This is a genomic window from Agromyces intestinalis (assembly GCF_008365295.1).
In the GTDB taxonomy this organism is placed as follows: domain Bacteria; phylum Actinomycetota; class Actinomycetes; order Actinomycetales; family Microbacteriaceae; genus Agromyces; species Agromyces intestinalis.
Genome location: NZ_CP043505.1, coordinates 3267112 through 3280501, shown reverse-complemented (window position 1 = coordinate 3280501; position 13390 = coordinate 3267112). Strand labels below are relative to the sequence as shown.

Sequence of the window (13390 nt, the reverse complement as noted above, 5' to 3'; positions counted from 1 at the left end):
CGACGACGACGGAACGAACGGAAACGACACGGATGACACGTACGACACGTACGACACGGAAGGACCCCATGACCCGCACACCTGTGCTCAGACGCACCGCACTCGCGCTGGCCGCGACGGCAGCGCTCGCCCTCGGCGCGGCGGTCGCGCCGGCGGCCGCAGCCCCCGCAAGCCCGGCGACCCCAGGCAAGGCGGCCGGCAACGCGACCGGCACCGACGGCACCGAAGCCCTCAACGGCTACCGCTCGGTCGGCTACATCATGGCCGACGCACCGGTCACCCGCGACGTGAACGTCGTCGACCTCGTCACGACGGGCGCGATCGACGACCTCACGCACCTGAACTACGCGTTCGGCAACGTCACGAGCGACCTGGTCTGCGACATCCTCGACGAACCCGGCGAGGGCGACGCGCAGAACGACTTCGTGCGCGCGGTACCGGCGGCCGACTCGGTCGACGGCGTCGCGGATGCCCCGGGCCAGGCGCTGGCGGGCAACTTCAACCAGCTGCGCAAGCTGAAGGCGGCGCATCCCGACATCGAGGTGCTCGTCTCGCTCGGCGGCTGGACCTGGAGCGACCACTTCTCCGAGGCCGCCTCGACGGCCGAGGGGCGCACGCGACTCGTCGAGAGCTGCATCGACCTGTACCTCAGGGGCGACCTGCCCGAGATCGCCGGCAAGGGCGGCGCGGGCGTCGCAGCCGGCATCTTCGACGGCATCGACATCGATTGGGAGTGGCCCGTCACCGGCGGCGAGACCGCGAACGCACGCCCCGAAGACAAGGAGAACTTCCTGCTGCTGATGGAGGAGTTCCGCACGGAGCTCGACGCGCTCGGCGCCGAGACCGGCGAGCAGTACCTGCTCACCGCGTTCGCTCCGGCGGGCGGCTGGAACGCCGGGCAGGGCGGATGGCTCGACCCGCGACTGTTCGCGACGGTCGACTTCCTGAACGTGCAGGGCTACGACTTCCACGGAGGCTGGGTGCCGACCACCACGGGCCACCAGGGCAACCTGCACCCCGACGGCGACCAGAACTGGGGCCTCGGGCTCGACGGCGCGATGGGCATGTACGTCGCGGCCGGCGCACGGCCCGACCAGCTGAACGCAGGCCTCGCGGCCTACGGGCACGGATGGTTCGGGGTCGCCGACGGCTCGGCCGGGTGGAAGCCCGCCGCCGGGTACATCGGCACGAAGACCTACGCCGAGCTGCGCACGGTCGGCACGGCCTTCTTCGACCCGGCGATCGGCGCCTCGTGGCGGTACGACGGCGACCAGTGGTGGAGCTACGACGACCCGACCTCGGTGACCGCCAAGGCCGAATGGCTCGCCGCCCAGGGCTACGGCGGCGCAATGTGGTGGGACCTCTCGGGCGACTTCCGCAACGAACTCGGCTCGGCGCTCGGCGACACCCTGCGCGCCGCGACCCCCGGCCCCGGCATCGATGCGTCCTGCGCCGCACCCTGGTACGCGTCGAGCGTCTACACCGCGGGTGACGTCGTCTCGTACGGCGGCATCGAGTACCGCGCCAAGTGGTGGACCCGCAACCAGACCCCCGGCGACCAGTGGGGTCCGTGGCAGGCGATCGGCGGCTGCGGCACCGCACCGACGCCCGCGCCCGTCGCCTGCGCGCCGGCGTGGGACGCGTCGACCGTCTATCTCGCCGGCGACCGCGTGAGCCGCGCCGGCGTCACCTACGTCGCCCAGTGGTGGACCAAGGGCGAACTGCCCGGCTCCACCACGTGGGGCGCGTGGGACGTGGTCGGTCCCTGCGACTGACCGGACGAACACCCGAACGACGATGGCCGGCCCGCGCGAGCGGGCCGGCCATCGGCAGTCCTATGAACCCGGATGCCTCGCCACGAGTTCGACCGCGAGCGGAATCCACTTCGTGTCGGGCCATCCGTACATGCCCTCGCCGACCGGCACGACCGCCGGGAAGACGCGCCACGGTAACCGGAAGTGCTCCTCGAACTCCTCGATCACGAGCCCGGCGTCGCGAATCGCACGCATCGTCTCGGAAAGCGGATGCGTCCACTCCCACGTGCGGGCGTGCTCGATCACGGCCTCGGTGTCGGCGTAGTCGCTCGGGTCCTCGAGCACGTCGGGCTTGGACGAGTCGTACGGAAACCGCACCTTCGGAAGCGCGCCCTCGTCGGGTTCGCCGTCGTAGTCGAAGATCCACGCCGTCGGATGCCCGTCGGCGAAGTACAGGTGCCCGCCCGGCTTCAGGAACCACGCGACGATACGAGCCCACTCGGCGACGTCGGGCAACCAGCCGATCGTGCCCCAGGTCGTGAACACGAGGTCGAACGACTCGGGCTCGGGCAGCATGTGTCGCGCGTCGTACACGTTCGCCTGGATGAACCGGGCGCGGTCGGAGACGCCGAGCTCGGCGGCGGCGCGCCGTGCCTCGTCGATCGCGGGCTCCGAGAAATCGATGCCGACGACCGTCGCGCCGAGGTTGACGAGCGACAGCGAGTCGCTGCCGAAGTGGCACTGCAGGTGCAGCACCCGCTTGCCCTCGAGCCCCTCGGGGAACAGCCGCTCGATGCCCTCGCGCGCGATCGGGTCGAGCTGGCTGCCGCCCGACATCAACGCGCTGCGATCGTACATCTCGCTGCCGAGGTGCACGGGCACCCGGTCATCCCAGTTGGCGCGATTGTCGTCGAGCCAGTCACCCGAGCGCAGGTCGACGCTCACCCGTTCGAGCCGCCGTTCGTGCCGCCGGTCGAACCATCCGAACCGCCGGTCGAGGAGCCCTCATCGCCAGCGAGCACGACGAGCTCGGAGATGATCTCGGCCAGCTCGGCGTCGGCCTCGCCGTACGCCGTCCAGTCGCCATCGGCGAGCGCCTGCTGCTTGTCGGCGAGCGCCTGCTTCGCACGGTTGAGCAGCTGCTGCAGCTCGGTGCTCTGCGAGGGTTCGGTCGGCTCGGTTCCGGGGTCGGTCGGCTCGGCGCCGGGGTCGGTCGGCTCGGTCGGGCTCTCGCCGGGATCGACCGTGTTGTCGCCCGCCGCGGCACCCGAGTCGCCGCCGAACAGCACGTTCAGCGCCTGGTCGAGGGTGTCCTGGAAGGCGATCTGGTCGCCGAACGCGACGAGCACCTTCTGCAGCAGCGGGTAGCTCGTGTTGCCCGTCGACTGCACGTAGACCGGCTGCACGTAGAGCAGGCCGCCGCCGACCGGCAGGGTCAGCAGGTTGCCGTTGATGACGTCGGACTGGCCCTGCTTCAGGATGTTCAACTCGCGACCCACGGTCGGATCGGAGTTGAACGTGTTCTGCACCTGACCCGGGCCGGGCACGTTGTCGTCTTCGGGCAGCGAGAGCAGTCGCAGCTTGCCGTAGCCCTCGGCCTTCACGCCCGCCTCGGTTCCGGCGTCGGAGTCGACCGCGAGGTACCCGCGCAGCACGTTGCGGCTCTGGTCGCCGCGCGCCTCGGGGATGAACGTCGAGTACAGGGAGTAGCTCGGGGCATCCTGACCGGGCATCTGCATCGTCAGGTAGTACGGCGGCTGCAACAGCGTGCTCGCCTGCGGCTGGGTCGGATCCTTCGGCGTGGTCCAGGCGTCCTCGCGGGAGTAGAAGGCCCCCGCCTGGTCGACGTGGTACCGGCCGAGCACGGCGCGCTGCACCTTGAAGAGGTCTTCGGGGTAGCGCACGTGGCTCATGAGCTCGCCCGACATCTCGCTCATCGGCGACAGCGTCGACGGGAAGATCTTCTGCCAGGTCTGCAGGATCGGGTCTTCGGCATCCCACGCGTAGAGCTTCACCGTGCCGTCGTACGCGTCGACGGTGGCCTTCACCGAGTTGCGGATGTAGTTGATCTCGTCGAACGCGAGCGCCGGGGCGACGCCCTCGCTGTCGGCGATCGCCTCGCTCATGCTCACCTTGTTCGAGTACGGGAACTGGTCGGTGAGGGTGTAGCCGTCGACGATCCACACGATGCGACCGTCGACGACCGACGGATAGGTGTCGCTGTCGAGCGTGAGGTACGGCGCGACCTTCGAGACGCGCTCGATCGGGTCGCGGTCGTAGAGGATCTGCGACTCGTCGTTCACTGCGTCGGAGAGGAAGATCTGCTCGGACTGGAACTTCAGCGCGTAGACCAGCTTGGTGAAGGCGTTGTCGAGCTTCGGCCCGCCGTCGCCGTCGAAGGTGGTCTGCGTCTGCTCGGTCGAGTTGCTGCCGGCCGGGTAGTCGAGCTCGACCGGCTTCGACCCCTCGGGCCCGCCGACGATCGAGTACGCGGGCGAGTTCTCGCCGAAGTACACGCGCGGCTGGAAGTCGCCGAGCGCACCCGTCGACGGGATGCCCGACTGGAGGAACACCGGCTGCCCGTCGGCCGAACGCTGGTTGCCCGCCGCGGCCACGAGACCGTAGCCGTGGGTGTAGACGATGTGCGAGTTGTACCAGGTGCTGGCGTCGCCGAGACCTTCGAGGTCGACATCGCGGATCGCGACGATCGTGTCCTGCGTGCCGCCGTCGAGCTGGTAGCGGTCGACGTCGAGGTCGTTCGGGAACTGGTAGTACTGCCGGTACTGCTCGAGCTGGCGGAACGACCGGGCGATGACGGCAGGGTCCATGAGTCGGATCGAGGCGGTGGTCTCGGCGTCGGCGCGGAGCGCGCCCGGCTCGGTGTCGGTCTTCGCCTCGTAGTCGATCTCTTCGATGTCGTCGACGTCGTACGCCTGACGTGTGAGGTCGACGTTGCGCTGGATGTACTCGGACTCGAGCTGCAACTGGCTCGGCACCACCTGGAACCGCTGCACCACCCACGGGTACAGCGAGCCGATCAGCAACGCGGCCACGACGAGCAGCGCGGTGCCGACGAGGGGCAGGCGCCAGCGGCCGATCACGGCCGTGATGAGGAACAGGATGGCCACGCCCACCGCGATGGCGGCGAGGATCTGCCGGCCCGGGATCGTCGCGTGCACCTCGGTGTATGCCGCACCGGTGATGAGTCCGCCGCTCTCGGTGACGGTCGCATACTGGTCGAGCCAGATGCTGACACCCTGCAGCAGCAGGTAGAGGCCGGCGGTCAGCGCGATCTGGATGCGCGCGGCCTTGGCGATCACGATCTCGCGGCCCGAGATGCGGATGGCGCCGTAGAGGTAGTTCGTGGCGATCACGAGCAGCGCCGACAGCAGCACCGCCGCCGACGCGAACCCGACCACCGAACGATAGAAGGGCAGCTCGAACACGAAGAACCCGACGTCGAGGCCGAACTGCGGGTCGACCTCGCCGAACGGGGTGCGGTTCAGCCAGGTGAGTGCGACGTCCCAGCGGGCGGCTGTCGACACGCCGGCGAAGATGCCGAGTACGGCGGGGATGCCGTACATCGCGAGCCTGCGCAGCGGCTCGAACACCTCTTGGTACCGGTCGAGCTGGCTGTTCAGCTTCGCGTACACCGGTCGGGTGCGATACGCGATCATGATCGACGCCCAGACGGGAAGCGCCATCGCGACGAAGCCGATCAGGAACAGCACGATGCGCGCGATCCACTCGGTCGTCAGCACGTTCAGGAACCCGAGCTGGTCGAACCACATGATGTCGGCGTAGATGCCGGCGAACACGAAGAACGCGATGACGAGCAGCAACACCACCCCGATCGTGATGACGATGGGCGCGCGGCGCCGCGATGCCCTGGGTTGCTGCGTCTCAGTTGACACTCTCGGCCTCATGTTCGGTCGGGACGGGATCGGAGAACCATCCTAGGCGCGCCAGCCTTGGAATCGGCTGGCCGTCGGGTTCACTCGGTGGTGCAGGTGGCGAATTCGCTCGTGTCGTCGCCATCGGCGACCGCCTCGACCACCTCACGAGCCTGGTCGAGCGTCTCGACGGCGAACACGCGCATGCCGTCGGGGACATGCCCTTCGACCTCGCCGCAGTTCGCCTTCGGCGCGAGGAACCAGTCGGCGCCGACGCCGTCGGCCCCCCACAGCTTCTGTCGGATGCCGCCGATCGCGCCGACCGTTCCGGCCGCGTCGATCGTGCCGGTGCCGGCGATGATCTCGCCGCCGGTCATCGCGCCGGGCGTGAGCTTGTCGACGATGCCGAGCGCGAACATCATGCCGGCGCTCGGGCCGCCGACGTCGTCGAGCCGGATCTCGACGTCGATCGGGAACTCGTACCGCATGCGCACCCCGACGCCCAGGATCGCCTGGCCCGAGCGCTCGACCGGCACGACCTCGACGTCGAGGCTCTCGCCGCCGCGCACGATCGACAGCGTCGCCGGGGCATCCGTGCCGTTGTCGGCCACCGCGCCGCGCAGCTCGTCGATCGCATGCACCTCGGTGCCGTTCACGGCGGCGATCACGTCGCCGTCCTCGAGCACGCCGTCGGCGGGCGAGTCGTCGAACACCGAGGCCACCGTGACCTCGCGCGGGAAGTCGTACCCGAGTTCAACGAGCGCCGCGGCGATCGCGTCCTGCTGCGAGTCGACCATGGCGGCCTGGTTCTCGGCGTCGCGATCTTCCTGGGTGATCCCTGGCGGGAAGATCGCCTCGGTGGGCACGGCCGATGCGCTGCGGTCGAACCACGCGCCGAGCACTTCGAACCAGTTCGGCGTGGCACCGGGCCGACCCACGACCGACACCGTGAGCAGGTTGAGCTGGCCCTCGGTCGGGAAGGTCTCTTCGTCGGGGATCTCGATGAGCGGCACCTGCTCGTCGCCGTGCTCGGCGGTGCCGAGGGTGTCGAAGACGGGCCCGGGTCGCTCGATGACGTAGGGCGACGGCAGCAGGGCGAACACGAGGGCGATCACGATCGCGATCGCGAGGCTCCACCGCCCGATGGTCTCGCGTCGCGGCCGCTTGGCAACGGCGTCGGAGCGGTGGCGCGGTTCCTCTGGCAGCCCGGGCTCATCGTCGAAGATGCTCAACCCTGTCCTCCCGGAGATGCCCGTGCGTGCCGGAGCTGTTCGCGACAGGCGGACACCCGGAAGGTCAGCCTAGGCCATTTCCCAGCACCGGGCCCGGGTCGCGGCGTTAGCGTGGGAGGACACGACAGGAGGTGCCCGCTGTGGCCGAGGACGACGACGCGCGAGAGCAGAACCCCGAGGACGAGTTCCGCGACCTGCTGCGCAACCTGCTGTCGGGCAGCGGCGGCATCGATCCGTCGCAGCTCGCGGGCGCCGCGGGGCTCCCCAGCGACCCGGCCAGCCTCGCCGCGCTGTTCGGCCAGCTGCAGCAGGCGATGAACAGCCAGGGCGACGGCATCGACTGGTCGATCGCACTGCGCCAGGGCGAGCAGCGCGCTTCGGCCGGCCAGACCCAGCTCGGCGACGCGGAACGGGCGCGACTCGACCAGGCCTTCCAGGTCGCCTCGCTCTGGCTCGATGAGGCGGTGGATGTCGCGTCGCTCCCCTCGGGCCCCGAACTGCTGACCCGCCGCGCCTGGGTCGCCGCGACGATGCCCGTGTGGACCCAGCTCGCCGAGCCGGTCGCCACGAGCATCGCCGATTCGCTCGTGCGCATCATGGAGGAGCAGGCGCCCGAAGAGATGCGGCAGATGATCCTCGGCACGAGCCGCATCATCCGCGGCGTCGGCGGCGCGCTCTTCGCGATGCAGCTCGGCCAGGTCGTCGGCGAGCTCGCGACCGAGGTGGTCTCGGGCGGCGACATCGGCATCCCGCTGATGGACGACGGGCGCGCGTCGATCCTGCCCCAGAACGTGGCCGAGTTCGGCACCGACCTCGAGATCCCCGTCGACCAGGTCGAGCTGTACCTCGCGGTGCGCGAGCTCGCGCACGCCCGGCTGTTCCGCCAGGCGCGCTGGCTGCGCCTGCACCTCATCACGGCGATCACCACGTTCGCACGCGGCATCGACATCGACACCGAACGGCTCGAAGAGCTGGCTGCCGACTTCGATCCCTCCGACACCGATCGCCTGCGCGACGCGGTGACGAGCGGCGCGCTCATCAAACCGCGCAGCGAGTCGCAGCAGGCCGCGCTCGACCGGCTCGAGACGATGCTCGCCCTCGTCGAGGGCTGGGTCGACGTCGTCACCGCCGACGCCACCTCGCGCCTGCCGAAGGCCGACCTGGTCGCCGAGACGATCCGCCGCCGGCGTGCCTCGGGCGGCCCGGCCGAATCGGCGCTCGCCACCCTGGTCGGGCTCGAGCTGCGACCCCGGCGCCTTCGCGAGGCAGCGGCCCTGTGGCGGCGCATCGGCGACGAGCTCGGCATCGGCGGGCGCGACGCACTGTGGGGTCACCCCGACCTGCTGCCGTCGGCCGCCGACCTCGACGACCCCGACACGCTGATCGCCCGCCTCACCGGGCACGACGCCCAGGGCGCCGTGGCCGACGAGGAGTTCGATCAGGCGCTCGAGCAGCTGCTGCGCGGCGAGACGCCCGCCGCCCCCGGCGACGACGGCGAGGAGCCGCGGGGCGAGTAGGCCCGGTCGGGTGCGCCGCCGGTCGGCGTGCGCCCGGTGGCGTGATCGCGTGGCAGCCGCCGCCTGTGGATGACCCGGCCGCTCGTCGCGCCGATTCGGGCAGGCTCGGGCGCATGACGCCGCGACTCGACCCCGATCTGCCGATGGTCTGGCGCTCGTCGAGCGAACTGCAGCTCGGCGCGCCGACCCCCGCCGCGCTCGTGCGCTGCGACCACGACGCCATTCCGCAGCTCGTGGCGTTGCTCGAGCACGGTGCGTCCGTGACGACGCTGCACACCGTCGGCGCTGGGCTCGGGGTGCCGCCGGAACGCATCGTCGAGCTGCTCGTCGAACTCGAACCGGCGTTCCTGCCGCCTGAGGGCGAGGCCACGCCCGGTGCCGAAGCCGATCGCCGCGACGGTTCGGGCACGAGCTCGCCGCGCACAGCGCTCATCGCGGTCGATGGAGCGGGCGCCGTCGTGACGTCGGTCGCCGACGCGCTGCGATCGTTCCGCCATCGTGTCGAGCCCGTCGATCGGGTCGATCCCGACGAGGTCGACCTCGCGATCCTCTTCGGCGGGTGGGGCATCCGCCCGCAGGCCCACCTGCCGTGGCTGCGGCGAGACATCCCCCACCTGTCGGTCGTGCGCGAGCACGACGGCGTCACCGTCGGGCCTCTGGTCGAACCCGGCGACGGGCCGTGCCTGCGCTGCCTCGATCTCGCCCGGCGCGATGCCGACTCCGCGTGGCCGCTCGTCGTCGCCCAGCTCGCCGATCAGCCCGCGCCGCCGCTCGACGCGCGCATCGCGCACGACGTGTCCGCCGCGGTGACGGCCGCCGTCGACGATCGGCTGCGCCGGGGCGCCACGGCACTCGCCGCGGCATCCGTCGTCATCGGAGGCGTCGCCCCACGACACCGCCGGCACGAACCCCATCCCGAGTGCGGATGCCGAGCTCCTCGAGGAACCGCGACGGCTCCCGCTCACCCCGCTGGCCGCCGAGTCGTGCCGCCCACGTCAGGTCGAGTCGTCGCCGTGCCCGCGTGATGCCGACGTACAGCAGACGCCGCTCCTCGTCGATCGCGGCGAGCCCCTTCGCGTAGGCGATCGGCAGCAAGCCCTCGGTGAGCCCGACCAGGTGCACCTCATCCCATTCGAGGCCCTTCGCCGAGTGCAGTGTCGCGATCGTGACCGCCTCGAGCGCCGGCTCGTGGTGGGTCTCGGCGCGGGTGCGCAGCTCGTCGGCGAAGACCCGCAGCGTGGTGCCGCGCGGCTGATCGTCGACGAGGCGCGCCAGCGCGTTCAGCGACTCCCACCGGTCGCGCACCGCGCCAGGCCCGTCGGGCGGTTGCACCGACCAGCCGACTCCGCGCAGCACGTCGCTCACCGCCTTGAACAACGGCTCGTCGGTCGGCACGAGCGCCTGCGCGCGCAGGGCGTGCACGGCCTCGCGCACCTCGGGGCGGTCGAAGAAGCGCTGCGCTCCGCGCACGCGCACGGGTACGGATGCCTCGGCGAGCGCCTGCTCGTACAGGCCCGACTGCGAGTTCACGCGGATGAGCACGGCGATCTCGGCGGCCGGCACCCCGGCGTCGATGCGGGCGCGGACGCGCGAGGCGACCGCGCGGGCCTCGGCGAGATCGTCGGCGAAGCCGGTGAACGTGGGCGCCGGGGCCGAGATCTGCGCGGCACGAGACGAGGGTTTCGCGCGTGCGGCGGGCGCCGCGGCATCCGCGGCATCCGCGGGCGAAGCCTGCAGCCGCAGCGCCCCCGGCCGACCCCGCATCAACTGATTCGCCAGCTCGACGACGGGCGCCGCCGAACGGTAGTTGCGCTCGAGCCGCACGACCGTCGCGCCCGGGTACGCCCTGCCGAAGTCGAGCAGGAAATCGGCGCTGGCGCCGGCGAACGAGTAGATCGTCTGGCTCGCGTCGCCGACCACGCACAGGTCGCGCCGGTCGCCGAGCCAGAGCTGGAGCAGCCGATGCTGCGCGGGCGAGACATCCTGATACTCATCGACGAGGAAGTGCCGGTACTGCTCGCGCACCTGCAGCGCGACCGCCGGCTCGGTCTCGATCATGCCCGCCGTCACGAGCAGCACGTCCTCGAAGTCGAACATGCGGCGCTCGTCCTTCAGGGTCTCGTACCCGTTCATGAGCGCGAGGTGCTGGTCGATCGAGAGTTCGCCCGGGGTGCCGCGCGAGGGCAGCCGCGCCTCGTACTCGGTCATGCCGAGCCCCGTCACCTTGCGCCACTCGATCTCGGCGGCCACGTCGCGCAGCGTCGGCGTGTCGACTTTCAGCCGCAGACGTTGGGCGGTCTCGCCGAGCAGCCGGCCCTTGAAGTCGAGCACGCGCGGCGCACTGCCGCCCGCGACGATCGGCCAGAAGTGGTTGAGCTGGGCGAGCGCCGCCGCGTGGAACGTTCTGGCCGGCACCCGGCCGGCGCCGAGCGCGTGCAGCCTCGTGCGCAGTTCGGCGGCCGCGCGTGCGGTGAACGTGATCGCCATCACCCGCGCCGGGTCGTACGCCCCCGACGCGACGCCGTACGCGATGCGGTGCGTGATCGCCCGGGTCTTGCCGGTTCCGGCGCCCGCCAGCACGCACACCGGCCCGCCGATCGACTCGGCGACCACCGCCTGCTCGGCGTCGAGCCCCGAGAGCACCGCACGGATCGGGTCGGCGGCGGTCGCGACGGGGTCGTCGGCCGGGTCGGCGATCGCGGCAGAGTCAGTGACCGCGGCGGAGTCTGTGATCGCACCGGGCGCGGCAGCGGGTTCGCGTTCGTTCATCGCGTCGTCCACGGAGCATTCGAATCGATCGGCCCGCCGTACCAGCGCTCGATCAGCCAGCGCGCGATCGACGCACCGCCCGGCAGCACCACCTCGGGCAGCGCACGGTCGAGGTCGTCGCGCGAGAACCAGCGCAGCTCGAGGATCTCGTCGCCGTCGGGCCGCGCCGTCGCAGGCTTCGTGCCCGATGCGACCCGTGCCGTGAACCCCAGCATCAGGCTCGCCGGGAACGGCCATGGCTGCGACGCGACGTATTCGACCCGGTCGACCGCGATCGACGCCTCCTCGCCGATCTCGCGCACCACGGCCTGCTCGAGCGACTCCCCCGGCTCGACGAATCCCGCGAGCAGCGAGAAGCGGCGCTGCTCCCACATCGCGTTCGAGCCCAGCAGCACCCGATCGTCGTCGTCGGTGACGAGCACGATCACCGCCGGGTCGGTGCGCGGGAAGTGCATGCTGTCGTCGGCGACGCACCGGCGCGCCCACCCCGACTGTTCGACGCGCGTCTCGGCTCCGCACAACGGGCAGCGCGGGTGGCGTTCATGCCAGTTTGCGAGCGCGACCGCCGTGGTCGCCAGCGCCGCGTCGCGATCGTCGAGCAGCGGCACGGCGCGACGCAGGTCGAGCCAGCGAGCCGCCTCGGGTTCGATCAGCGCGGCGGATGCCTCGTCGAAGACCCGCGCCTCGAATTGCAGCGCGGCCGTGGTTGCGGGCACGGCGTGCTCCGTGGCATCCGATTCGCTCTCGCGCCCGAGCCGCACGCGCAACACCCCGGCGGGCAGGCCGGCCGGCGCCCGCAGGTCGAGCGCGGGCGCCGACCCGTCGACCCGCTCGGCGAGCAGCACCGCCCCTGCCCGCACGATCACGACCCGCGACGCATCATCGGCGTCGAATCGGGCGTCGCCGTCGGGCGCGCCGCGCGCGGCCCCGTCGCGGTCGAACGCACCGCGGCCGAGCGGCGGGACGGAGGTTGCGGCCATGACCACCTTTCGATGCTCCCCGGTCGGACTCGGCGGGAACGCGTGGCGGTCGCCGCCGCGACGCCACTGTCTGCTTAAGCTGTGCGCCATGGCCAGACCAGCTCTCACTCTAGCCGCGTTGGCCACCGCGGCGGTTCCCGGGCTGGAGGTCCGTGCCGCCGGGGTGCACACTCGGCGAAGCCATGGCGGTTACGATGCGGTGCGCTTGCGCGCCGTCGACGGTCGCGACCTGCTGATCCGCGCGCCGCGCTCGCAGGCGGCCGAGACCGAGCAGTCCGCCGACCTCGTCGCGTTGCGCGCGCTGACCGGCGGCATCCGCGCACGCCTGCCGTTCGCGGTGCCCGAGGTGCTGGGGCAGGCGCCTCTCGATGGCACGCGTGCGATCGTCACCGCGTTCCTGCCCGGCGCGGCCGCGACCGCCGACGAGCTCACCGCGCACGACCGGCTCGCCGAATCGGTGGGGCTCGCGATCGCGGCGATCCACCAGCTGCCCAGCACGTTCATCGGCGAAGCCGGCCTGCCGCGGCGCACGTCGGGCGCGTGCCGCGAGGGCGTGGTCGAGGTCATCGGCCGCGCCGCCGACACCGGGCACCTGCCGGCCGCGATTCTGCGCCGATGGGAGGAGGCGGTCGACGACGACGCGCTGTGGCGGTTCCAGCCCACGGTCGTCAACGGCGGGCTCAGCTCGGACTCGCTGCTCGTCGACGGCGACCGGGTCGCAGGCGTCGTCGGCTGGGCCGGGCTCTCGATCGGCGACCCGGCCGTCGACCTGAACTGGCTGCTCACGGCGCGCGGCGCGAGCGCCGAACGCGCACTCGAGGCGTATCTCGTCGCCCGCGAGGGCGGCGCCGACACGCACCTCGCGCAGCGTGCGCTGCTGCACGGCGAGCTCGAGCTCGCGCGCTGGCTGCTGCACGGCGTCGACGAACGCGACGACGCGATCATCGCCGACGCGGTCGGGCTGCTCGACGGCCTCGTCGCCAGCGTGCACGACCGCTCGAGCGAGTCGCTGTCGCCCGACACCGGCCCGATCCTCACCGTCGACGACGTCGAGCAGCTGCTCGACCGCACCCCGCGCGAGCACCTGCCGCGCGACGCGGGAACCATGCTCACCGACAGCTACGACTTCTCGGACCTCGAGCGCGAGGCGGCGGGCGAGGCGGGCACCGGTTCGGATGCCGCGGCCGACGCCACGGCGCCCATTCCGCTCGACCTCAGCGACTGGGGCGACGCGGTTCCGGCCGG

Annotated in this window: 7 protein-coding genes and 1 pseudogene; 3 read left to right on the top strand and 5 right to left on the bottom strand. The window is 71.6% G+C overall.

Translation table 11 applies throughout. From position 1 onward, the window contains the following. Positions 1–68: 68 nt before the first annotated feature. Positions 69–1775: a glycosyl hydrolase family 18 protein gene (locus FLP10_RS14885; RefSeq protein ID WP_149161586.1), complete on the top strand. Its 1707-nt coding sequence runs from the start codon at positions 69–71 to the stop codon at positions 1773–1775. Positions 1776–1835: 60 nt separating this feature from the next. Here FLP10_RS14885 and FLP10_RS14880 read toward each other — a convergent pair whose 3' ends face one another. The 3 genes from FLP10_RS14880 to FLP10_RS14870 form a co-directional block, all read right to left on the bottom strand. Then, the gene (locus FLP10_RS14880) at positions 1836–2699 is read right to left on the bottom strand and encodes a class I SAM-dependent methyltransferase (RefSeq protein ID WP_149161585.1); all 864 of its coding nucleotides are present in this window, start codon (positions 2697–2699) and stop codon (positions 1836–1838) included. Next, a complete protein-coding gene (locus tag FLP10_RS14875) occupies positions 2696–5680 on the bottom strand; it encodes a UPF0182 family membrane protein (RefSeq protein ID WP_210418415.1) in 2985 nt (994 codons plus the stop codon). Before FLP10_RS14875 ends, FLP10_RS14880 begins: the two co-directional genes overlap by 4 nt. 68 nt (positions 5681–5748) lie before the next feature. After that, on the bottom strand, positions 5749–6879 hold the full coding sequence (locus FLP10_RS14870) for a YlbL family protein (protein WP_246150039.1): 1131 nt from the start codon (positions 6877–6879) through the stop codon (positions 5749–5751). A 140-nt stretch (positions 6880–7019) separates the two neighbouring features. Between FLP10_RS14870 and FLP10_RS14865 the strand changes: the two genes are divergently transcribed. Next, positions 7020–8396 (top strand): zinc-dependent metalloprotease, encoded by a 1377-nt coding sequence (locus FLP10_RS14865; RefSeq protein WP_149161584.1) that lies wholly within the window; start codon positions 7020–7022, stop codon positions 8394–8396. Positions 8397–9266: 870 nt separating this feature from the next. On the opposite strand, the gene FLP10_RS14860 is transcribed toward FLP10_RS14865, so the two are convergent. After that, positions 9267–11165 (bottom strand): ATP-dependent helicase, encoded by a 1899-nt coding sequence (locus FLP10_RS14860; protein WP_149161583.1) that lies wholly within the window; start codon positions 11163–11165, stop codon positions 9267–9269. Next, positions 11162–12145 (bottom strand): NAD(+) diphosphatase, encoded by a 984-nt coding sequence (gene nudC / locus FLP10_RS14855; RefSeq protein WP_149161582.1) that lies wholly within the window; start codon positions 12143–12145, stop codon positions 11162–11164. Before nudC ends, FLP10_RS14860 begins: the two co-directional genes overlap by 4 nt. Between nudC and FLP10_RS17900 the strand changes: the two are divergent. Then, positions 12144–12983 (top strand): annotated as a pseudogene (locus FLP10_RS17900) (phosphotransferase); the annotation flags it as partial. The gene nudC and the pseudogene FLP10_RS17900 sit on opposite strands and share 2 nt — an antisense overlap. Positions 12984–13390 lie beyond the last annotated feature (407 nt).